The sequence below is a fragment of the Pseudovibrio sp. W64 genome, from assembly GCF_001623145.1.
Lineage (GTDB): Bacteria > Pseudomonadota > Alphaproteobacteria > Rhizobiales > Stappiaceae > Pseudovibrio.
This window is the reverse complement of sequence record NZ_LMCI01000005.1, coordinates 84,140-105,410: the sequence shown is the minus strand read 5'-3', so window position 1 is coordinate 105,410 and position 21,271 is coordinate 84,140. Positions and strand designations below refer to the sequence as shown.

General features: G+C 51.3%; 20 protein-coding genes. 9 read left to right on the top strand and 11 right to left on the bottom strand.

The genetic code is table 11. The features are described 5' to 3' along the window. Nucleotides 1-74: 74 nt before the first annotated feature. The 8 genes from fsa (at nucleotide 75) to PsW64_RS03250 (ending at nucleotide 6,748) form a co-directional block, all read left to right on the top strand. Nucleotides 75-728 (top strand): fructose-6-phosphate aldolase, encoded by a 654-nt coding sequence (gene fsa / locus PsW64_RS03285; protein WP_057462970.1) that lies wholly within the window; start codon nucleotides 75-77, stop codon nucleotides 726-728. Nucleotides 729-847: 119 nt separating this feature from the next. Further along, nucleotides 848-1,336 (top strand): DUF523 domain-containing protein, encoded by a 489-nt coding sequence (locus PsW64_RS03280; RefSeq protein ID WP_063302680.1) that lies wholly within the window; start codon nucleotides 848-850, stop codon nucleotides 1,334-1,336. Between the two features lie 277 nt (nucleotides 1,337-1,613). Next, nucleotides 1,614-2,348: an endonuclease gene (locus tag PsW64_RS03275; RefSeq protein ID WP_063302679.1), complete on the top strand. Its 735-nt coding sequence runs from the start codon at nucleotides 1,614-1,616 to the stop codon at nucleotides 2,346-2,348. Between the two features lie 90 nt (nucleotides 2,349-2,438). After that, nucleotides 2,439-3,524, top strand: coding sequence for a phospholipase D-like domain-containing protein (locus PsW64_RS03270; protein ID WP_063302678.1), 1,086 nt, complete (start codon nucleotides 2,439-2,441; stop codon nucleotides 3,522-3,524). An 81-nt stretch (nucleotides 3,525-3,605) separates the two neighbouring features. After that, the gene (locus PsW64_RS03265) at nucleotides 3,606-4,565 is read left to right on the top strand and encodes a tyrosine recombinase XerC (protein ID WP_063302677.1); all 960 of its coding nucleotides are present in this window, start codon (nucleotides 3,606-3,608) and stop codon (nucleotides 4,563-4,565) included. A 234-nt stretch (nucleotides 4,566-4,799) separates the two neighbouring features. Continuing rightward, nucleotides 4,800-5,612 carry a hydroxyethylthiazole kinase gene (gene thiM / locus PsW64_RS03260; protein ID WP_063302676.1) on the top strand — a complete coding sequence of 271 codons (813 nt, stop codon included), beginning with the start codon at nucleotides 4,800-4,802 and terminating at the stop codon, nucleotides 5,610-5,612. Then, on the top strand, nucleotides 5,596-6,237 hold the full coding sequence (gene thiE / locus PsW64_RS03255; RefSeq protein ID WP_063302675.1) for a thiamine phosphate synthase: 642 nt from the start codon (nucleotides 5,596-5,598) through the stop codon (nucleotides 6,235-6,237). The genes thiM and thiE overlap by 17 nt, the downstream gene beginning before the upstream one ends. Before the next feature lie 79 nt (nucleotides 6,238-6,316). Further along, complete coding sequence (locus PsW64_RS03250; protein ID WP_063302674.1) at nucleotides 6,317-6,748, top strand: hypothetical protein; 432 nt, start codon at nucleotides 6,317-6,319, stop codon at nucleotides 6,746-6,748. Nucleotides 6,749-6,804: 56 nt separating this feature from the next. Here the strand turns inward: PsW64_RS03250 and lpdA are convergent, their stop codons facing one another. From lpdA to PsW64_RS03205, 9 genes are all read right to left on the bottom strand, one after another. Continuing rightward, entirely contained in the window at nucleotides 6,805-8,208 is a 1,404-nt protein-coding gene (gene lpdA, locus PsW64_RS03245; protein ID WP_063294244.1) for a dihydrolipoyl dehydrogenase, read from the bottom strand. Between the two features lie 101 nt (nucleotides 8,209-8,309). Beyond that, a complete protein-coding gene (odhB, locus tag PsW64_RS03240; RefSeq protein WP_063302673.1) occupies nucleotides 8,310-9,818 on the bottom strand; it encodes a 2-oxoglutarate dehydrogenase complex dihydrolipoyllysine-residue succinyltransferase in 1,509 nt (502 codons plus the stop codon). Between the two features lie 66 nt (nucleotides 9,819-9,884). Next, entirely contained in the window at nucleotides 9,885-12,854 is a 2,970-nt protein-coding gene (locus tag PsW64_RS03235; protein WP_057462980.1) for a 2-oxoglutarate dehydrogenase E1 component, read from the bottom strand. 183 nt (nucleotides 12,855-13,037) lie between these two features. Continuing rightward, nucleotides 13,038-13,961 carry a succinate--CoA ligase subunit alpha gene (sucD, locus tag PsW64_RS03230; RefSeq protein ID WP_063294852.1) on the bottom strand — a complete coding sequence of 308 codons (924 nt, stop codon included), beginning with the start codon at nucleotides 13,959-13,961 and terminating at the stop codon, nucleotides 13,038-13,040. Further along, nucleotides 13,961-15,160, bottom strand: coding sequence for an ADP-forming succinate--CoA ligase subunit beta (sucC, locus tag PsW64_RS03225; RefSeq protein ID WP_063294851.1), 1,200 nt, complete (start codon nucleotides 15,158-15,160; stop codon nucleotides 13,961-13,963). Before sucC ends, sucD begins: the two co-directional genes overlap by 1 nt. 93 nt (nucleotides 15,161-15,253) lie before the next feature. Then, entirely contained in the window at nucleotides 15,254-16,216 is a 963-nt protein-coding gene (gene mdh / locus PsW64_RS03220; RefSeq protein ID WP_057462983.1) for a malate dehydrogenase, read from the bottom strand. 188 nt (nucleotides 16,217-16,404) lie between these two features. Further along, nucleotides 16,405-17,562 carry a cell division protein ZapE gene (gene zapE / locus PsW64_RS03215; protein ID WP_063302672.1) on the bottom strand — a complete coding sequence of 386 codons (1,158 nt, stop codon included), beginning with the start codon at nucleotides 17,560-17,562 and terminating at the stop codon, nucleotides 16,405-16,407. Nucleotides 17,563-17,796: 234 nt separating this feature from the next. Then, nucleotides 17,797-18,336, bottom strand: a complete 540-nt coding sequence (locus PsW64_RS03210; protein WP_057462985.1) for an AprI/Inh family metalloprotease inhibitor — start codon at nucleotides 18,334-18,336, stop codon at nucleotides 17,797-17,799. A 188-nt stretch (nucleotides 18,337-18,524) separates the two neighbouring features. After that, nucleotides 18,525-18,983 (bottom strand): arsenate-mycothiol transferase ArsC, encoded by a 459-nt coding sequence (locus PsW64_RS03205; protein WP_057462986.1) that lies wholly within the window; start codon nucleotides 18,981-18,983, stop codon nucleotides 18,525-18,527. Between the two features lie 262 nt (nucleotides 18,984-19,245). On the opposite strand from PsW64_RS03205, the gene PsW64_RS03200 reads away from it, so the two are divergent. Continuing rightward, complete coding sequence (locus PsW64_RS03200; protein WP_063286410.1) at nucleotides 19,246-19,623, top strand: MAPEG family protein; 378 nt, start codon at nucleotides 19,246-19,248, stop codon at nucleotides 19,621-19,623. A gap of 142 nt (nucleotides 19,624-19,765) precedes the next feature. Here PsW64_RS03200 and PsW64_RS03195 read toward each other — a convergent pair whose 3' ends face one another. Both PsW64_RS03195 and PsW64_RS03190 read right to left on the bottom strand, forming a co-directional pair. After that, on the bottom strand, nucleotides 19,766-20,590 hold the full coding sequence (locus PsW64_RS03195; protein ID WP_208980543.1) for a DNA polymerase beta superfamily protein: 825 nt from the start codon (nucleotides 20,588-20,590) through the stop codon (nucleotides 19,766-19,768). A gap of 138 nt (nucleotides 20,591-20,728) precedes the next feature. Beyond that, nucleotides 20,729-21,082, bottom strand: coding sequence for a carboxymuconolactone decarboxylase family protein (locus PsW64_RS03190; protein ID WP_063302670.1), 354 nt, complete (start codon nucleotides 21,080-21,082; stop codon nucleotides 20,729-20,731). Nucleotides 21,083-21,271 lie beyond the last annotated feature (189 nt).

The window sequence follows — 21,271 nt, the reverse complement described above, 5'->3', positions numbered from 1 at the left end:
ACACATACCGGAATTCCCCCCTAGGCCTCCGGTACCCTACGAGAGGCTACTAAGAAATCAGGAGCCTTTCCGGCATGAAATTCTTCGTTGATACTGCTGACACCAACGACATTAAAGAGCTGGCTGCAACCGGTCTTCTCGATGGTGTTACCACTAACCCATCTCTTATCATGAAATCTGGCCGTCCAATGAAAGAAGTCATCGCAGAGATCTGCGAGCTTGTGGATGGTCCTGTTTCTGCTGAAGTTGTCGCAACCGACGCTGAAGGCATGCTGAAAGAAGCTGAAGAGCTGATCGCAATTGCAGATAACATCTGCATCAAGCTGCCTTTGACACTGGAAGGCCTGAAGGCTTGCCGCGTTCTGGCGAACAAAGGCGTGCAGACCAACGTGACCCTTTGCTTCTCTGCAAACCAGGCTCTTCTGGCTGCAAAAGCTGGCGCGACCTTCATCTCTCCATTCATCGGCCGTCTGGACGACATCAACATTGAAGGCCTGGACCTGATTGCTGAAATCCGTCAGATCTATGATAACTACGGCTTCACCACCGAAATTCTTGCAGCTTCTATCCGTAGCGCAAACCACGTAAAAGACTGCGCGCTCATCGGCGCTGATGTTGCAACTATCCCACCTTCAACACTGAAGGGCCTCGTGAAGCACCCATTGACCGACAAAGGTCTGGAAGCATTCATGAAGGACTGGGCAGCAACCGGTCAGAGCATCGTTTAAGCTCATTTCGTTTTCGCATATCGCGATGATATTAAGCGCGGGCCATTGGGTCCGCGTTTTTTGTTTTATCGTGCAGTCTCAGCCAGCCCAAGCCTATCTAAAATTCAGGTATCCGCAGTATGACCACGAAAATCCTGATAAGTGCGTGCTTGCTTGGTGAGCCAGTCCGCTACAACGGCAGTGGCCTACCACTTGAAAGCAGTATTCTAACTGGTTGGAAGGAAGCCGGTATTCTGGTGCCCCTTTGCCCGGAAGTCGCAGCAGGATTTCCAACACCGCGCCCACCAGCTGAGATTGAAGAGAACCAATTGGGCACAGATGTTCTCGAAGGCCATGGCGGAATTTTTGAAGACAATGGGCGCGACGTCACCAACCAGTTTCGCCTTGGTGCTAGCATCGCGGTACAGACCGCTCTTGAAGAAAGTTGCCGTTTTGCTTTGCTGACGGATGGCAGCCCATCCTGCGGGAGCACTTTTATCTATAGTGGGCATCATGATGGGCAAACTCGTTCTGGCCTGGGTGTCGTCGCTGCTGATCTGCTCAAGAACGGCGTTGAGGTATTTGCTCAGCATCAAATTCGTGAATTAGCAGCGCGATTGCGCTCTTAGAACCTCCGTTTAACCCTCAATCTCTCCTCCCCTCATCTTGCTTGGCAAGGTTCACACCCATTCATTCGGTCAAAGTGGACCAGCACAAACCAGTATCCACCGCGTCAAACAGTGTTGGCAGGGTTTTCTTAACTCTCCCTCGCCAGTTTCTGATGGTGAACTTGAATATGTCGCGTGCATTTCATTCACGCGCCTCATTCAAGATCTTTATTAATGCGTATCCTTATCTGAAAACCGGAGACCACTTTTCAGGGATACGCTTGCGAAAGACTCCTTCATGCGTAACCTCATCGTATTCTCTGCTGCCCTTTTAGCTTGCATCTGGACAACTGCAGCCTTTTCTGCGCCGCCAACCAGCTTCTCTCAGGCCAAGCGCCTGTTGGAGAAGCATATTTATCCGTCAGAAGAGTATCGCGAGACCTTCTATTGTGGTTGCACCTACAATGGAAAGAAGCAGGTTGATGCGGACAGTTGCGGGTATACTCCGCGCAAAAACGCCAAGCGCGGCAAGCGGATTGAGTGGGAGCATATTGTTCCGGCCTCCCGTTTTGGCAAAACCCGGGCTTGCTGGAGTGAAGGCGACCCTGCCTGCACCACCAAGAAGGGCAAATCCTATAAGGGCCGCCGGTGCTGCTCTAAAGTTGATGCAGATTTCAAGCGCATGGAAGCTGATCTCCATAACCTCGTTCCAGCCGTTGGTGAGTTAAACGGAGACCGCTCCAATTATCGCATGGCCGTTATTACTGGCGAAGACCGGACTTACGGTGCTTGTGACTTTGAGATTGACAGCAGCCGGAAAGTTGCCGAGCCGATGGCTGAGACGCGCGGTGATATTGCGCGGATCTATCTGTACATGCAGACCACCTACGGCATGCCTCTGACAGAGACTGAAGTGGAGATGTTCAACAATTGGATGGCAGAGGATCCGGTCTCTGAAGAAGAGCAGCTGCGTGATGCTCGCATCCTGGAAATTCAAGGCAACACCAATCCACTTATTTCGGTTGGTTTCTAGCTAGGTCCTCTTTTCGCTTCCTACCGTCATAATTGTGTACCGACACATCATCTACCCTAGGGTAAGGTGTTATGACGGTGGGAGGGTACAATGGCAGTTGAAACTGAGAATCTTAAATTCCTTGTTGGTCCGAAGACAGTCCTCGATCATTTACCGGATAACCCGCTGGATGATCTTGAGGGAGAGATTATCGGGTTTATTGATGCTGCAGAGCGCTCGCTCGACATAGCAATTCAAGAAATAGACAATAAACGCATAACCAACGCACTTATCAACGCAAAGCGACGCGGGGTGCGGGTGCGAGTGGTGTCCGAGGCGGATTACCTGAGCGTAGATGAGCCAGCAGACGACCCGCACTCAAGCGACCCTCGTGTTGAGAACGAGGTGAACCGGCAACTTCACGCGGCGTTGCTGCGCTCTAAGGTGTGGGTTCGGACTGACTTTAACCCACGGATATTCCATCAGAAATTCATCATTCGCGATGGCAATGCTGTTCTGACCGGCTCCACAAACTTCACTGAGACCGGCACACATCGCAACCTGAACCATCTTCTCATCATCAAGAATGAGAAGGTTGCCGATATCTTTGAACGGGAATTCAGGGAGATTAAACGGGGGCGATTTGGCCGATACAGCGTTGATGACAACGAAGCCGAGAACACACCGAAAGAAGTGATTGTTGACGACATCCGCGTGAAAGTTTGCTTTGCACCGGACCACGCACCAGAGATGGAAGTCACCAAACAGATGACAAAAGCTAAGGAACGAGTGGACTTTGCTATCTTCACCTTCTCCAAAAGCTCCGGCATTGATGATGCCATGTTGCTGCTGATGGAGGCTGGGCGAAAGGTGCGTGGTGCGCTTGATGCCCGGCAAGGCGGACAGGACTGGGCAGCCACTCAGCCTTTAGCAGAAGCTGGTGCTGATTTGCATTTCGTTCGCGGTTCAAGCCGAATTGGTAAGCTTCATCATAAGCTTATGGTAATTGATGATAGCATTATGATTGTCGGCAGCTTCAATTACACAGGCCCGGCGAACCGGTTTAATGACGAGAACATCGTCGTTTTGGGGGATTCTGTGGTGCCAACCGAGAACCAGAAACGGTTTGCGATGGCCGCTCGGCAGGAAATTGACCGGATCATCAGTGATCACGGGCAGCCAATCGTCATCAACTGAATTTGCGCAGGCATTTCGCAAAGGCGTGTATGTTTATCTTTTGGTAACCATTCAGCCAGATTTGGCGCTTACACTTTGCGAATGGCAAATTCCCTTGATAGCGGCGAAGACTTACTCATCATCTGCAAACCAGATGTTACCGCAGCGATAGAAGACTGGATTGATCATCTGGGCTCTGAACGGCGACTGGCTGAACGGACACTGGAAGCGTATGAGCGCGACACCCGTCAGTTCCTGCGCTTCATGACCAGTTATGAAGGCGAACCGGTTGCCCTGCGGCATCTGGAGTCTTTGAAACCAAAGGACTTTCGCGCATTTCTGGCGACGCGTCGGAGGGATGGCGCGCAGACGCGGACGCTTGCCCGCGGGTTGGCTGGCATCCGCTCCTTCCTCTCGTTTCTGGAGGAGCGCGGTGAGGTGAATGCGGCTGGTGCTGCAGCTGTTCGTACGCCGAGACTTCCCCGCAGCCTGCCCAAGCCTATCCCCGTTGAGGAAGCCAAAGCGATTGTCAGCAGCGATCTCGCTTTTGAGGACACTCCCTGGGTTGAATCCCGCAACGCAGCGGTGTTCACACTGCTCTACGGTTGCGGTCTCCGTATTTCTGAAGCGCTGTCTCTGACATCGGCCTCAGCGCCGAAGGAGGGGGATAAGTCGCTGAAGATTCGCGGTAAAGGCAACAAAGAACGGCTTGTTCCGGTTCTGCCAGTGGTAATAGAAGCTATTGAAGCCTACAAAAAGCAGTGCCCTTATGATCTGTCGGGCAGCTCACCGCTGTTTCGCGGCGTTCGTGGTGGCCCGCTGAATGCGCGTATGATCCAGCTGGCCATGCAAAAAATCCGCAGTGCTCTTGGTCTACCAGACACCGCAACTCCTCACGCTTTACGCCATTCGTTTGCAACTCATTTGCTCTCTGAAGGCGGGGATTTGAGGAGCATTCAGGAGCTACTGGGGCACGCAAGCCTTTCTACCACACAGATTTATACGGAAGTGAACAGTGCACAGCTGTTGGACGCTTATGACAAGGCACACCCGCGTCGTTGATAGGTTGTCCCCCTCCCTCACATCACCTTGATCTCCCTTAGCAGATCCCCTAGGTTCGTCGATGTGAAACGGGGTGCCCGACACGTGTGTTGTGGCTGAGATCATACTCGAAGAACCTGCTCTGGATAATTCCAGCGAAGGGAGCACTCACGCCGTGTTGGGGGATAGATTGTCTGGCAGTTTGCCAAGTCCCTGATACCAGCTCTCTTTCGCACAACAAGACCGAGGATAAAAATGGGTCGTGTCGAAAGCGCTTGCGCAACTCTTTCTGCAATTCGTGACAACAGTCCACTCGTCCATAACATGACGAACATCGTGGTGGCCAACACCACAGCGAACGCCCTGCTGGCCATTGGCGCCTCCCCTGCCATGGTGGATGGCCCGGAAGAAGCCCCTGAACTTGCAAGTGTTGCAGGTGCATTAGTGGTCAACGTTGGCACGGTTACCCCTGCTCAGGCAGAGGCGATGAAGCTGGCAACTGCTGCTGCCCACAAAGCTGGTCGCCCTTGGGTACTGGACCCGGTGGCTGTTGGAGCGTTGACCTTCCGCACCAAGCTTGCTGGTGAATTGCTGGAGAATAAGCCGAGCGTCATTCGTGGCAATGCCTCTGAAATCATGGCACTTGCTGGTCAGGGTGCAGGTGGAAAAGGCGTTGATAGCACGGATAGCTCTCAGGCTGCACTGGCAGGAGCGAAAGAACTGGCGAAGCAGACGGGCGCTGTTGTTGTCGTCTCTGGTCCGGTTGATTTTATCACTGATGGTGCGCGCACTGCTGAAGTCGCCAACGGGGATAAGATGATGCCTTATGCGACCGGCCTTGGTTGCACGGCAACGGCTTTGACTGGCGCAACACTGGCTGTTTGCGACGACCCGTTTGATGCCGCAGTTGATGCAATGGTCTTTCTCGGGGTTGTTGGTGAGATTGCTGCAAAAAATTCAGCAGGACCAGCAAGCTTGCAGCTGGATATCATTAACGGCCTCTATCAGCTGAACAGCGATATCCTCAACACAACAGCACGGATTGAAATGCATGAAGCCGTTGCTTAATCTTTCCGTTTATCTGGTGCTGGGGCCGCAAGACTGCCCCGGTCAGGACCCCGTCGACATAGCAATCGCAGCCGCACAAAATGGCGCTACTGTTGTGCAGCTTCGTGACAAGACTAGCAGCACGCGCGAGCAAATTGAGCTGGCAGAGCGGTTGATGCAAGCGTTGAAGCCGCTGAATGTGCCGCTAATCGTCAATGATCGCATAGATGTTGCCTTAGCGGTTGATGCGGACGGCGTTCATGTTGGACAGGATGATATGGATGCCACGAAAGCCCGGGAGTTGATCGGCTCTGATAAGCTGCTAGGTCTTTCGGTCAGCACTCAGGATGAGCTGGATGCTGCGGACATTTCAGCCTGTGATTACCTTGGCATAGGCGCTTGCTTCCCGACGAACAGTAAGGATGATGCGGCTGATATGGGTATGCAAAGCTTTGCCGGTTTAACGGTTCAATCTCAGTTGCCTGTGGTTGGAATTGGCGGAATTTCACTTGCTAATGCGGATCAGGTGATCAAAGCTGGAGCTGATGGGATTGCAGTTATTTCAGCAATCTGTGGGGCATCCAGTCCATCCGCAGCTACGCGCAAGCTTCAAGACATCGTCAAAAGCGTAAAAGACCTAGGGTGATAGGATAAAACACGCATTTACTCCTCGCAGAGCCCATCTACATTGATATATGAGAGGACTAGGCGGGGAGCTTTTAGTCATGAAACTTAGACAAACATCATTTCTGTGCATGTTCTTCTGCACGTTTGCTTTTCTTGTTTCAGCAGCTCAAGCGCAAACCGCCTGTGAAGTCCGCAAATCAGAAATGGCGGAGCTGGGGGATTGGGAAAATCCCAAAGCACGTTTGAAAGAGCTCTCCCAGATTGAAGTTGAAGGGCAATGCCTTGACGGGCAGCTGATTGTGCGCGCTCGTGCCTTCACCAGTTGCTCCCCTCGCGACTGCAAGTGGGGCTGGGCTGCAGGACAGCTTAGTTTTTCTGGTGTACTCACGTTCCGGTTTGGTGGTTTCTTCAAAGCCCAGCATATTGAGCTGCGGCCAATGGGAGAGCGCATTCAGGCATATGTCCGCACCGAAAACCATGACCCAACAATTCCGAACAAGACCCGCAGTTACATTCTGGTCCGCCAGTAGCAAAAAAGCCGCCTCAGTTTCCTGAAGCGGCTTTTTTTTAATCCAGAAATTCCAGATTACATATGAATTGGCTTGGCGAATGTTGCCATAGCGGCTTCTTTCACCGCTTCGGACATGGTTGGGTGCGCATGACAGGTGCGACCCAGATCCTCAGAGGAACCGCCGAATTCCATCAGAACACATGCTTCGTGGATCATTTCGCCTGCACCGAAGCCAACGATATGAACACCGAGCACACGATCTGTTTCAGCGTCAGCCAGCACTTTCACGAAACCGTCGGTGTGCAGCATTGCTTTTGCACGACCGTTTGCGGAAAATGGGAACTTGCCGGACTTGAATTTGATGCCCGCAGCTTTCAGCTCTTCTTCAGTTTTGCCAACGCTGGCCACTTCAGGAGAAGTGTAAACAACACCAGGAATGACGTCATAGTTTACGTGACCAGCCTGACCTGAGAGCATTTCTGCAACAGCAACGCCTTCGTCTTCCGCTTTGTGCGCAAGCATCGGGCCAGCAATCACATCACCGATAGCAAAGATACCGTCAACGTTGGTTTTGTAGTGGTTGTCTGTCTTCACGCGGCCACGCTCGTCCAGCTCAACACCTGCTTCTGCCAGACCAAGACCTTCCGTATATGGACGGCGACCGATTGCGACGAGAACCACGTCTGCATCCAGAGTTGCGGCAGCGGCTTCACCTGCTGCTGGCTCAACGGTCACTTCCAGAGCACGGCCTTTTTTCTGAACCGCAGTTACCTTGGAGGACAGCTTGAACTTGAGGCCTTGCTTTTTCAGCATACGCAGGAACTGCTTGGAAACGTCAGCATCCATTGGGCCGAGTATCTTGTCCATGAACTCAACAACGGTCACTTCAGCACCAAGACGGGCGTAGACAGAACCAAGCTCAAGGCCAATAACGCCAGCGCCGACAACGGTCATACGGTTCGGCACTTTATCAAGAGACAGGGCGCCAGTTGAAGAGACGACAGTTTTCTCATCGATCTCGATACCTGGCAGAGGCATTACGTCAGAACCTGTTGCGATAACAATGTTCTTGGTTTCCACGATGGAAGTTGAGCCGTCTTCAGCTTTTACTTCTACGCGACCAGCACCCAGCACGCGGCCAGTACCAAAGTGAACGTCGATCTTGTTCTTTTTGAAGAGGTAATCGATACCGGTCACATTGCCGTCGATCACTTTGTCTTTGTGCGCCAGCATTGCCTTCCAGTCCACTTTGGGCTTGGAAGTTTTGATGCCCAGGGCTTCAAAGCTGTGGTTTGCTTCCTCAAACATTTCAGAGGCATGCAGCAGAGCTTTGGATGGAATACAACCGATGTTCAGGCAAGTACCACCATGGGTCTTACGCTTCTCAACTACAGCAACTTTCATGCCGAGCTGAGCTGCCTTGATTGCACAAACATAACCGCCTGGGCCGGTACCGATGACGACGAGATCGTAGGACATTTGCAAATCCCTGTAAGTAGGCGGGAGAAGGCTGCAACGAAGAGAAGTGCGCCAATTTCCCTTAAAACAAATGTGCCCGGCCAGTGCCGGGCACGTTTATATCAGAGGTCCAGAATCAGACGCTGTGGATCTTCAAGGCTCTCTTTAACGCGAACCAGGAAGGTCACTGCCTCTTTGCCGTCTACGATACGGTGATCGTAGGACAGAGCCAGATACATCATCGGACGGATTTCTACCTGACCGTTGATCGCAACCGGACGCTCCTGAATTTTGTGCATGCCGAGAATACCGGACTGCGGTGCGTTCAGGATTGGAGAGGACATCAGGGAGCCGTAAACACCGCCATTAGAGACGGTGAAAGTGCCACCCTGCATGTCTGCCATGGAGAGCTTGCCATCACGGCCTTTACGACCGAGGTTGCCGATTTCTTTTTCGATTTCAGCAATAGACATCTGGTCTGCATCACGAACAACAGGAACCACGAGACCCTTCGGAGTGCCAACAGCAACACCGATATGAGCGTAGTTTTTGTAGATGATGTCAGTGCCATCGATCTCAGCGTTTACAGCCGGGATTTCTTTAAGAGCATGGGTAATTGCTTTGGTGAAGAAACCCATGAAGCCGAGCTTTACGCCGTGCTTCTTCTCAAAGATGTCCTTGTACTGCTTGCGCAGGTCCATGATCGGCTTCATGTCCACTTCGTTGTAAGTGGTCAACATAGCCGCAGTGTTCTGAGCATCTTTCAAGCGGCGCGCAATCGTCTGGCGTAGCTTGGTCATGCGAACACGTTCTTCACGCACTTCGTCAGTCGGAGCTGAAACGACGCGCACTGCAACAGGAGCTGGAGCAGCTGCCGGAGCAGCAGAAACGCCAGCAGCAACAGCTGCGAGAACATCACCTTTAAGAACCTGACCGCGTTTACCGGAGCCTGCAACCTGATCAGCAGAGAGGCCTTTTTCAGCCATCATCTTTGCAGCAGAAGGTGCTGCTGGCATGCTTGTGCCAGAAACAGTTGGTGCAGGAGCGGCAGCTGCCGGAGCAGCAGCGGCAACAGCTGCGCCGTCGCCTTTAGCGATTTTGCAGAGCAGGTTACCAGGCTCAACAGTCGCGCCAGTTGCCTGAGCGATTTCAACCACGGTACCAGCAACTGGGCTAGGTACTTCCTGAGCAGCTTTGTCTGTTTCCAGCTCAACGAGGATATCGTCAGCCTTTACAACGTCACCAACTTTAACTGACCATTCGCCAACTTCAGCTTCGGTAACGCTTTCACCAGCGTGTGGTACCAGAACTTCAACTGTTTCAGCAGCTGCAGCAGGCGCAGCTTTAGCAGCCGGTGCAGCTTCGGCAGCAGGAGCGGACACAGCACCAGCTGCACCCTCTGCGATGGAACCAAGAAGGGCGCCAACTTCAACAGTATCGCCTTCTTTCACATCAATGCTGTCCAGTTTACCGGCTACAGGCGCAGGTACTTCAACAGTTACCTTGTCTGTTTCCAGCTCAACCAGTGGCTCATCTGCATTCACCGCATCGCCCGGTTTTTTGAACCATTGAGCGATTGTTGCCTCGGTTACGGATTCACCCAGAGTGGGTACTCGAATTTCCGTCGCCATTGTCTCTATCTCTTTTCGTTTCAGGGCCCCTGAAAGGCCTGTCGGACTTACCTGATTACGAGGTACTTACTCGGCGAATGCATCGTCGAGGAAAGCTTGTAGCTGAGCCAAGTGCTTTGACATCAAGCCGGTTGCTGTTGCAGCAGCTGGTGGACGGCCAACGTAACGCGGGCGATGCACTTTTGCATTCACATGCTCCAGAACCCATTCAATGTACTGTTGAATGAAGAACCATGAGCCCATGTTCTTTGGCTCTTCCTGACACCAGACTACGTCTGCATTCTTGAAGCGGCCCATCTCTACGCACAAGGACTTGGTCGGGAACGGGTAGAGCTGCTCAACGCGGAGGATGTAAACATCGTTGATGTTACGTTTCTCACGCTCTTCGAGCAGGTCATAGTAGACCTTACCTGTACACAGGATCACGCGACGGATGTCTTCATCCTTCTTCAGCTCAACAGTTGAACCTGGGTTCGTTTGAGCATCATCGTGAAGGAGACGGTGGAAGCTTTCGTCTGCGCCGAAGTCTTCCAGTTTGGAAACTGCACGCTTGTGGCGGAGCAGAGACTTTGGCGTCATCAGAACGAGTGGCTTACGAATGTCACGCTTCAACTGACGGCGAAGGATGTGGAAGTAGTTAGCCGGTGTCGAACAGTTGGCTACCTGCATGTTGTCTTCTGCGCACATCTGCAAGAAACGCTCAAGGCGTGCTGAGGAGTGCTCAGGACCCTGACCTTCGTAGCCATGCGGCAGCAAGCAGACCAGACCGGACATACGCAGCCATTTACGCTCACCAGAGGAGATAAACTGGTCGAACAGTACCTGCGCACCGTTTGCAAAGTCACCGAACTGTGCTTCCCACATGGTCAGCGCATTTGGTTCTGTCAGCGAGTAACCATATTCAAAGCCCAACACTGCTTCTTCAGAAAGCATTGAGTTGATGACTTCATAACGGCCCTGCTTTTCACCAACGTGGTTCAGCGGGATGTAACGGCCTTCGTCTTCCTGATCATACAGAACGGAATGACGTTGAGAGAAGGTACCGCGTTCACAATCCTGACCGGACAAGCGAACGGAATGGCCTTCTTTCAGCAATGCACCGAATGCCATTGCCTCACCCATTGCCCAATCGATACCTTCTCCGGTCTCGATCATTTTGGCACGGTTGTTCATGAAGCGGCGGATCGTGCGGTGTGCATTGAAGTCATCAGGAACATTGGTCAGCTTGCCGCCGAGTTCCTTAAGTTCATCCATTGGAAGACCAGTCGAACCACGACGCGGCTCGTCAACTTCCTTCGCAACCTTCATCTTAGACCAACGGCCATCAAGCCAGTCGGCTTTGTTTGGCTTGTAGGTTTGGCCTGTTTCGAATTCACGATCCAGATGCGAACGCCAGTCAGCTTTTGCTTTATTAACGTCCTCAGCAGACATCAGACCTTCTTTGACCAGCTTGTCAGCATAGATCTGAAGGGTTGTTTCATGCTTGCGGATCTTGCGGTACATGATCGGCTGCGTAAACGCAGGCTCGTCACCTTCGTTATGGCCAAAGCGACGATAACAGATGATGTCAATCACAACCGGACGTCCGAACTTCTGACGATATTCAGTCGCGATCTTTGCAGCAAAAGTAACAGCTTCCGGATCATCGCCATTTGCATGGAAGATCGGCGCTTCAATCACTTTCGCGGCGTCAGAAGGATAAGGTGAAGACCGTGAGAAGCGTGGGTTGGTTGTAAAGCCGATCTGGTTGTTGATGATCACATGGATCGAACCACCAGTGCGGTGACCACGAAGTGCGGACAGACCGAAACACTCAGCAACAACACCCTGACCAGCAAACGCGGCATCGCCATGCAGAAGCAATGGAAGGACGTTGCTGCGATCAATCTCCGATGTCTCTTTCCAATCAGAAAGCTGATCCTGCTTGGCGCGGACCTTACCCAGAACAACCGGGTTTACGATCTCAAGGTGAGACGGGTTCGCTGTCAAAGAGAGGTGAACGTTGTTGTTGTCGAAGGAGCGGTCAGAAGAAGCACCAAGGTGGTACTTCACATCACCAGAGCCTTCCACATCATCAGGAGCGTATGAACCGCCCTTGAACTCATGGAAGATCGCGCGATGTGGCTTGCCCATCACCTGAGACAGAACGTTCAAACGGCCACGGTGTGCCATGCCCAAAACGATGTCTTTAACACCAAGGGCACCACCGCGTTTGATGATCTGCTCAAGCGCCGGGATCAGTGCTTCACCACCGTCCAGACCGAAACGCTTTGTACCGGTGTATTTTACATCAAGGAACTTCTCGAAGCCTTCGGCCTCAACAAGTTTATTGAGGATCGCTTTCTTACCTTCCGGTGTGAAGGCAACATGCTTGTCCGGACCTTCAATGCGCTCCTGGATCCATGCTTTTGCAGCAGGATCAGAGATGTGCATGAACTCAACACCAAGGGTGGAGCAATAGGTCCGTTTCAGAATTTCCAGCATCTCACGGATGGTGGCGAATTCCATGCCCAGAACGTTGTCCAGGAAGATCTTCCGATCCCAGTCTGCTTCAGAGAAGCCATAGGTCGCGGGATGCAACTCTTCATGGTCACCAGGAACAGCAAGGCGGAGCGGGTCAAGATCAGCATGCAAGTGGCCGCGCATACGGTAAGCACGGATCATCATGATCGCACGAACACTATCGCGAGTTGCCTGCAGCACCTGATCTTCAGTTAGCTCAACACCATTCTTCTTGGCCGTGGACTTGATCTTTTTGCTGACTTCTTTTTCAGCGGGCCAGTCGCCATCAAGAGCTGAAACCAGTTCACCATTTGCTGGAACTGGCCAATCAGAACGCTGCCAGGTTGCTCCGCGAGCTTCCTTGATTACGTCTTCTGGATTGTCCTGAAGCGAAGAAAAGAATTCTTTCCACTCGGGGTCGAGTGAATTCGGGTTTTCCTGATATTGAGCATAAAGCTCTTCAATATAAGGAGCGTTGGCGCCGTAAAGAAACGACGTCAGCGCGAATACGTTGTTCGCGTCCTGCCGAGCCATCGTTTTTAAGCGGACTGTTGATCCGCCCTACTTTCTTTGGGCGGGTGTCACACACCACATACCCTTGGGTCCCGCGACTGACAGCAAGCCTGGGGACTTACTGCCTTCTCAAGACTGTCGATGAAAGTGATTCACCGACAGTCGATTTAGTATGCCTCCTAAATGGTATAGGAGGTGTAATTTTTAAGCACCCTGCTTCAACTCTTCGAGAAGAGCAACAAGGGTCTTGCCAAGCTTAGCTGGGGATGGAGATACACGGATGCCCGCGTCTTCCATTGCAGCAATCTTGTCGTCCGCTCCGCCTTTACCGCCAGAGATCACAGCACCTGCGTGACCCATGGTACGGCCTGGAGGCGCTGTACGACCAGCAATGAAGCCAACCATTGGCTTAGAACGGCCTTTTGCAGCCTGTTCTTTGAGCCATTCAGCTGCTTCTTCTTCTGCAGAACCACCGATCTCACCGATCATGATGATGGATTCTGTTTCTGGATCATCCAGGAACAGGTCCAGCATATCGATGAACTCAGTGCCTTTTACAGGGTCACCACCAATACCGACTGCAGTGGACTGGCCGAGGCCTTCCTGCGAAGTCTGGAAGACTGCTTCATAAGTAAGTGTACCTGAACGGGAAACAATACCTACAGAGCCCTTCTGGAAGATGGAGCCTGGCATAATGCCAATCTTGCACTGTTCAGGTGTCAGAACACCTGGACAGTTTGGACCGAGAAGACGGCTGTCGGATGCGTCGAGGCGAGCTTTAACCTTCACCATGTCTGCAACCGGGATACCCTCAGTGATACAAACGATCAAAGGAATGCCAGCGTCGATAGCTTCGATGATTGCTGCGCCTGCACCTGCTGGTGGGACGTAAACAACAGAAGCGTTTGCACCGGTTGCTTCTTTAGCTTCTTTAACGGAAGCAAAGATTGGCAGTTCAGCAGCGGATTCAAGTCCGGAAGACCAGGTTTCTCCGCCTTTTTTAGGGTGTACGCCAGCAACCATTTGGGTGCCGAAGTAAGCCAGTGCCTGCTCAGTGTGGAATGTACCGGTTTTACCAGTCAGACCCTGAACGATGACTTTGGTGTCTTTGTCGACGAGGATAGACATTATGCGACCTCCTTCACAGCAGCCACGATTTTCTGAGCTGCATCGTCGAGATCGTCAGCAGGAATAACATTCATGCCGCTTTCGCTAATGATCTTTTTACCAAGCTCAACGTTGGTGCCTTCGAGACGCACAACGAGTGGAACCTGAAGACCAACTTCTTTAACAGCAGCCAGAACGCCTTCTGCGATCACATCACAACGCATGATGCCACCGAAGATGTTAACCAGAATGCCCTGTACGTTTGGATCGGACGTGATGATCTTGAACGCAGAGGTTACTTTCTCTTTGGTCGCACCGCCACCAACGTCGAGGAAGTTTGCAGGCTCAGCACCATACAGCTTGATGATGTCCATGGTCGCCATTGCCAGACCAGCACCGTTCACCATGCAGCCGATGTTACCGTCGAGAGCAACGTAAGCGAGGTCGTGCTTGGAAGCTTCGATCTCTTTTTCGTCTTCTTCGGTCTTATCGCGCAGGGCAACAATGTCTTCGTGGCGGAACAGTGCGTTGCCGTCAAAGGACACTTTCGCATCCAGAACGCGCAGACGACCATTTTCCATAACGATCAGTGGGTTGATTTCGAGAAGCGCCATATCCTTTTCTACAAATGCTTTGTAGAGGATTGGGAACAGCTTCATGCCATCCGCGCGTGCTTCACCTTCAAGCTTGAGGGTGTCACAAAGAGCGGATGCTTTGTCTTCGGTCACGCCCTGAAGCGGATCGATTGGCAGAGTGAGGATAAGTTCTGGCGTGTTGTGCGCAACTTCCTCGATATCCATGCCGCCTTCGGTGGATGCTACGAAAGCAACCTGACCACACGTGCGGTCGACGAGCAGAGAGAGGTACAGTTCGCGGTCAATGTCTGCGCCGTCTTCAATGTAGAGACGGTTTACGACTTTACCAGCATCACCGGTCTGTGCAGTCACCAGAGTGTTGCCGAGCATGTCAGCAGCGTGGGACTTTACTTCATCCAAGTTGAATGCAAGACGAACGCCGCCTTTTGCTTCTGGGCCAAGTTCTTTGAACTTACCCTTACCGCGACCACCTGCGTGGATTTGGGACTTCACAACCCACAACGGGCCTGGAAGGCTTTTTGCAGCAGCTTCAGCTTCATCAGCGGAGAAAATTGCAACACCTTCAGCAACAGGTGCGCCGTATTCCTTCAGGACCTGTTTGGCCTGGTATTCATGTATGTTCATCTGCCCTTCCCATTCTAAGGGGCCCTGCCGAAGCAGGGAGCTAGACTGGCAACGCCTAGTGCTGCCAGTCTTTCAGATCATAGCTTGCGTGGCTTATGCCAGAGCAGGCTGGATTTTCTTACAAGCGTCAACAAGGCCGTTTACAGAAGAAACAGATTTGTCGAACATCGCTTTTTCATCGCTATTGAGATCAATTTCAATGATACGTTCGATGCCGTTTTCGCCAATAACAGTTGGCACGCCAAGGTACATGTCTTTCTGACCATACTGGCCATCAAGGTATGCAGCACATGGAAGAACGCGCTTTTTGTCTTTGAGGTAGCTTTCTGCCATTGCGATAGCAGATGCAGCTGGTGCGTAGAATGCGGAACCTGTTTTCAGAAGACCAACGATCTCTGCGCCACCATCACGGGTGCGCTGAACGATTTCTTCGAGACGCTCAGCAGTGAGCCAGCCCATTTTCACCAGATCGGTGAGTGGAACGCCAGCAACAGTGGAGTAGCGTGTCAGTGGAACCATTGTATCGCCGTGACCGCCAAGAACGAATGCGGTTACGTCTTCTACGGATACTTTGAATTCTTCTGCAAGGAAGTAACGGAAGCGAGCGCTATCCAATACGCCAGCCATGCCAACAACTTTGTTTGCTGGAAGACCGGAGAATTTCTGCAGAGCCCAAACCATCGCGTCGAGTGGGTTGGTGATGCAGATTACGAAAGCGTCTGGAGCGTACTTCTTAATACCAGCACCAACCTGCTCCATAACCTTCAGGTTAATTTCAAGCAGATCATCACGGCTCATGCCAGGTTTACGAGGAACACCTGCAGTCACGATGACGACATCAGAACCAGCGATGCCTTCATAGGTGTTTGTGCCAGACAGACCAGAGTCAAAGCCGTCAACTGGAGAAGATTCTGCCAAGTCCAAAGCTTTGCCCTGAGGCATACCTTCAGCGATGTCGAACAGAACGATATCACCCAGTTCTTTCAGACCAGCGAGGTGTGCAAGTGTGCCACCAATCTGACCGGATCCAATCAAAGCAATCTTGTTGCGCGCCATGAGGAGCTCCCCTTTACGTAACATAGAACCATGATATATGGTGCCTATTTGTCGCAGTGGGTAGCGGTTTTGACGGATGTGCGCAACCCAAATGAAACACACATCCGCGTTATTTTCCGTAAAATGACGTTTTTTTAGCAGTTTGGATAAGCTCTCAATACGTCATTTCTGAATAAAATTAAATTTTTTCATTTTTCGGTATTATGCTCACGCATCAAGTACTCTTCCGAACGCATTTCGATCAGGCGCGAAGCTGTTCGATCAAACTCAAATGCTTCGGTTCCAGATGAGGCAACATAGAGGTCCTGCGGCTCTGCGCTTGCCTGAATCACGAGATGAACGTGATTGTCGTAGAGCGTATCAATCAGGTTGATGAATCGCTTTGCTTCATTCCTACGCGCCTTGTCCAGTACGGGCACACCTTCGAGGAAAACTGTGTTGAAAGCATGTGCAATACGCAGGTAATCAGAGGGCCCCAGCGGGGTGCAGCACAATTCCTGAAATGTGAACCAGGCAATCGCACTACAAGTGCGGCTTACTGGTATTTTCCGGCCTTTGTTTTCTAACTCAACAAGATGACATTGAAGGCCGTAGGTCATGCTGGCCCAAAGTTTCTCCATCTTCTGGAGGCTCTCAGGACCAAGCGGCTCGAGGTAGGTATCTGAGCCGGAGAGCTTCTCAAGGCGGTAATCGGTCGGCGCATCCAAGTGAATGACACTCATTCGCTCATTCAAAGAACGGATGAATGGAAGAATGTGATTTCTATTCAGTCCGTCTTTATAGAGCTCATCCGGCACCACGTTTGAGGTACACACGACGACAACGCCAGCCTCGAACAATTTACCGAAAAGCCGTCCAAGCAACATTGCATCAGCGATGTCAGTTACAGTGAACTCATCAAAGCACAGGAGCCGCGTTGTGCTGATGATCTCTTCAGCAACTGGAATGATCGGATCGCGGTCTTTGATCGTCCCAGCACTGATCTTCTTGCGGACCATAAATATGCGATCGTGGATCTCCTCCATAAACTCATGGAAGTGGGAACGATGCTTTTTAGGTTCAGGACTTAGATCGTAGAACAGATCCATGAGCATGGTTTTGCCGCGTCCTACAGATCCCCAAATATACAGGCCTTTGATATAGTCTGGCTCTTCCTTGCCTTTTCCAAGCAGGCGACCTAACAGCCCCTTCTTTTCTTCCGGCTTTCGCTGCACCATTTCTGCAGTCAAAGCATCCAGAGACTTTGCCACCTGAATTTGCGCCGGATCGGCCTCCAGGTCGCCCCGTGCGACCATCGCTTCGTAGTGGGCAAGGACGGTTGTTAGGTTAGACGTATTCTCAAGCACGGAGCTCACATTCCTTAAGCTGTATTTCAGAGGGCAAATCACGCCGATCCGATGGGCTATATTTGCCCATGGCATAATGGAGAGCGCTACCCAGACGCAAGTACAATAGGGTTTATTCGTAAAACCAACGTCTCACATCCGATCAACTTCTGCGGCGCACTTAAGCAAACACAAAAAGCGCTGCACCTGATATTGGCGCAACGCTTCGAAATTTATAGGATCATCAGATGATGATTAGCGGGCGAAGTTGATTGGAGCGCCGTTCGCTGTTTGACCAGAGAAGTTGGTTCCAGCGCCAGAGAGCGTCGCAACATTTCCGCCGCCAGCGTCTTTCAAGACAACCTGACTGCCATTCAGATTCCATGCAGAGATCTGAGAGAGCGTTGCGTCGCTACAGCCGCGTGTGTTCGCACGGTAGCCGCCGCTCCACTTGGTCAGCGTCATGAAGAGCTTACAGTTGTCGCCACCCGAAGAGACGCTCCAGCCGCCAAGCAGATCGGTACGGCCCACAGAGCCACCTGTTGCATTGACGTTTGGAGCAGGAGGTGCAGAAACAACCTGCGAATTAGCGTTCGCGTCCTGACCGTCAACCAAGATCTGGCCTTCAGAGCCTGGCTGACCAGGAGTGATCGGCGACAGAGTCTGACCTTCGATTGGTGAGATCGGAGAAGCAGGCAACGGAGAGACATAGCTACGGGTATACGTCGTCCGTTGGCACGCTATTGTGGAAAGTGCAATTACAGAAACAAATGCAATCGTCAAACTACGATTCATAGTGGTGTCATCCCAGCCTTGTGAATTAAGGCGTATTAACCATAAAGACCTTAAGAAACTGCCCCTAAAACAAGGCAGGTGAAAGGTTTACCACTCAAAAAAATGTGAGTTTCCCACTGAAACCCCTATTTCCTAAGGGAAACATGGGAAAATCTGACAACTCTCATAAAGCATTGGGCCAGCCAACCTTAACAAGCAGCACGCCAATTTAGAGAATCACTAGAAAAAACCTTAGAGGAGGTTGCAAGATCTATAGATTCTTTAATTTTGCGGAATGCATCTGTTGCCTCTTTTATGTTTCGAGGAACATCTTCATCTAGGCAGATATCCCAGTTCAACTTTACTGGATGACCGGGCCACATTGGTTGCTTGTCAAGAAGCACACTTGTCTGAAGTCTTATTATGTAGTCGGGTTGAGGCGCATGGGGCAGCGAAAAAATCGTCCAGGGCTTCGGATGCAATCCTCCCTCATCCATACCGTTGGCGAAAAGAACTTTCTTGGTGAGCGAAACCATTTCCTCTCGTGGCAAGGGGCCACCAGAGAAGGCACGCAACTCTCCCATGGAAGTATGGTTTAAGTAGGCTTCTGCAGCCAGACTCAGAAATGAATTATCTACGCAAACAAACAGTACATTTGCCTTAGTCATAGGCACGTCTCCACTGGAGCGCCGGACAATGTCCAATCATTCGGTATCACTCGATTCCAGCACTTCATAGTGCCCTTTTTCTTCGGATCGATGACAACCAGACGATGCGCTTAAAATAATTGCGATTAGAATTGGAATGAGCGAAGCCAAAGTGCGGAAATATTCGCAATGGAGGCTTCAAACCTAAGTGAACTCAGTTCACTTTGCTTCTTTATGCCTGTATAAAGGCTCCGATTTTTCTGAGTTTATTTGGAGCTGCACAATGTCTTTCCCTTTATGGACCATACTGATTGCCGGTCTGATGCCATGGCTTTCTGTTCTTCCTGCCAAATTTTCCCGCAAGTTCGACAACTCAAACCCAAGAGACCCAGAATATTGGAAAGAAGGATTTCGCTTGCGCGCGCGCTCCGCAGAGATCAACGGCCTCGAAGCTTTCCCTCTTTATGCAGTATCTGTGCTCGTTGCCCTCGCCTATGGCGGTGACCCAGACTGGATTGAAAGACTGTGCGGTTTGTTCATCGCAATGCGCGTGCTGTTCGTCGCATGCTATTGGCTTAACCGCGCCACCCTGCGTTCTCTTGTCTGGTTCGTTGGTTTGATTTGCGCTGTTGCGCTGTTCACGTCTCCGGCGTGGTCATAACAGCAAGCGCTGGGGGTCATAATCCCCGCGATTTCAAGGTATTGTGAGAAAGGTAAAGATCTTTCTCACGCAAACTGGCACGGTTCTGCTGTTTCTGCAGGACTACAGGTGAGAGAAGTAAACAGAAGGCCCTGTGAGACCCTTAGTTTTTAGGGATGACCGCCCATTTCAGGAAGAAACGATCTGCTTGGGCAGCCGTTTCCTGAGTAAACTGGCGACGACGGCGGGCCAGCAATGCAGGGCCAGCCTCCAATTCAGCCAAGATCAGATCATTGATAGCGCCAGCAGGGCGAACGACATCCTTGATCATCCCAGCCTCGCTACGTTCTACCAACTCCTCAATCTCACCACGTAGCACAGGGCGAATAAAGGTCGCCTCGGCAATATCTGAGAGGCGAGAAGGCGGAACACCCTGATAGCGATGCTGATTGTACCAGCGCAGCACCAGTGATGAGCGGATGAGGTCATACAAGCGTTCAGGTACGATCTCGCCCAGTGATACACCATCAAACCGGTGTTTCTGTCGCTCAATCCGATTGTAATGATAAAGCGCGAAGCGAACCGGGTCACAATGCTCAAGGGCAAAGGAGATCAACGACTTCGGAAATTCGTCATGCCCCGCATATGGATCCTTCAACTGAACCCAATCAAGCGGTTCAGGATTGCCTTTTAACAGCGCAATGAGCGTTTTTTTCAAGTCCCAGCCAGACACATTTGCCGGGACATTCACATCAACGTCTACCGTCTCATCGACCGGAAAAAGGGAAAGGTAGTGCTCAATTGATCGAATGTAGATGAACCGACAATTGGCGTAGTGAGCTTCAGATTTTTTATGAAGATACAGGTGTGAAAGATCGCCCGCGTGCAGAACACGCAGATTTCTTTCGTTTTCCAAGTCACGAAAGTTCTTTTCCAGCTCCATAAAAACAGAAGAGCTTTCCGAACCAACCTGTGAAGGTGCACCCACCAATATTGCCTACCTGAAATCTAAGAGGCTTTCCCTCGTTGCACTTACCCTTGAACGCAATTCAGGGCAAGTGCACGCAAGCAGTTTGCTCTCTAAGTTTTAGGAAAACAGAGAGATTGGGTGAAGATACATCACTTCTTATTTTGCTTCTGAAGACAGAGCATCATATGCACTGAGCGCTTCTGCTGCGTACATGAGAGAAGGTCCGCCGCCCATGTAAACAGCCACACCGAGAGCTTCCATCAACTCTTCACGGGTTACACCATACTTGATGCAGGCTTTTGCATGGTATCCAAGGCAAGCATCACAGCGTGCAGCAACACCGATGGAGATCGCGATGAGCTCTTTTTGCTTCGGTTCAAGAGCACCAGTTCCAATCGCGCTTTTCGCGATTTCGCCAAATCCCTTCATAACGCCAGGAATACCCGGGCGCAGTTCAGCGATGCGACCATCCGTTTGGGTGAGGAATTCTTGCCAATTTTCTACAGCCATGCTTCGACTCCTTTTATATTAGATATTACTAATACTAATAATTCGCAAAAATCCAACAATGACTAAAATCAAAGAAATCGCGCTTAGCGCATTAATATCATTCGTGTTTTTACATAATTTGCCCGTTAATATGACGCATACGTCATTGCAATCTCTACTCAGCTATGATTACTGAAGGAACTCTCGTTT

Coding starts and splice junctions, on each gene's coding strand:
- fsa (WP_057462970.1), top strand. CDS start 75: ATGAAATTCTTCGTTGATACTGCTGACACCAACGACATTAAAGAGCTG.
- PsW64_RS03280 (WP_063302680.1), top strand. CDS start 848: ATGACCACGAAAATCCTGATAAGTGCGTGCTTGCTTGGTGAGCCAGTC.
- PsW64_RS03275 (WP_063302679.1), top strand. CDS start 1,614: ATGCGTAACCTCATCGTATTCTCTGCTGCCCTTTTAGCTTGCATCTGG.
- PsW64_RS03270 (WP_063302678.1), top strand. CDS start 2,439: ATGGCAGTTGAAACTGAGAATCTTAAATTCCTTGTTGGTCCGAAGACA.
- PsW64_RS03265 (WP_063302677.1), top strand. CDS start 3,606: ATGGCAAATTCCCTTGATAGCGGCGAAGACTTACTCATCATCTGCAAA.
- thiM (WP_063302676.1), top strand. CDS start 4,800: ATGGGTCGTGTCGAAAGCGCTTGCGCAACTCTTTCTGCAATTCGTGAC.
- thiE (WP_063302675.1), top strand. CDS start 5,596: ATGAAGCCGTTGCTTAATCTTTCCGTTTATCTGGTGCTGGGGCCGCAA.
- PsW64_RS03250 (WP_063302674.1), top strand. CDS start 6,317: ATGAAACTTAGACAAACATCATTTCTGTGCATGTTCTTCTGCACGTTT.
- lpdA (WP_063294244.1), bottom strand. CDS start 8,208: ATGTCCTACGATCTCGTCGTCATCGGTACCGGCCCAGGCGGTTATGTT.
- odhB (WP_063302673.1), bottom strand. CDS start 9,818: ATGGCGACGGAAATTCGAGTACCCACTCTGGGTGAATCCGTAACCGAG.
- PsW64_RS03235 (WP_057462980.1), bottom strand. CDS start 12,854: ATGGCTCGGCAGGACGCGAACAACGTATTCGCGCTGACGTCGTTTCTT.
- sucD (WP_063294852.1), bottom strand. CDS start 13,961: ATGTCTATCCTCGTCGACAAAGACACCAAAGTCATCGTTCAGGGTCTG.
- sucC (WP_063294851.1), bottom strand. CDS start 15,160: ATGAACATACATGAATACCAGGCCAAACAGGTCCTGAAGGAATACGGC.
- mdh (WP_057462983.1), bottom strand. CDS start 16,216: ATGGCGCGCAACAAGATTGCTTTGATTGGATCCGGTCAGATTGGTGGC.
- PsW64_RS03210 (WP_057462985.1), bottom strand. CDS start 18,336: ATGAATCGTAGTTTGACGATTGCATTTGTTTCTGTAATTGCACTTTCC.
- PsW64_RS03205 (WP_057462986.1), bottom strand. CDS start 18,983: ATGACTAAGGCAAATGTACTGTTTGTTTGCGTAGATAATTCATTTCTG.
- PsW64_RS03200 (WP_063286410.1), top strand. CDS start 19,246: ATGTCTTTCCCTTTATGGACCATACTGATTGCCGGTCTGATGCCATGG.
- PsW64_RS03190 (WP_063302670.1), bottom strand. CDS start 21,082: ATGGCTGTAGAAAATTGGCAAGAATTCCTCACCCAAACGGATGGTCGC.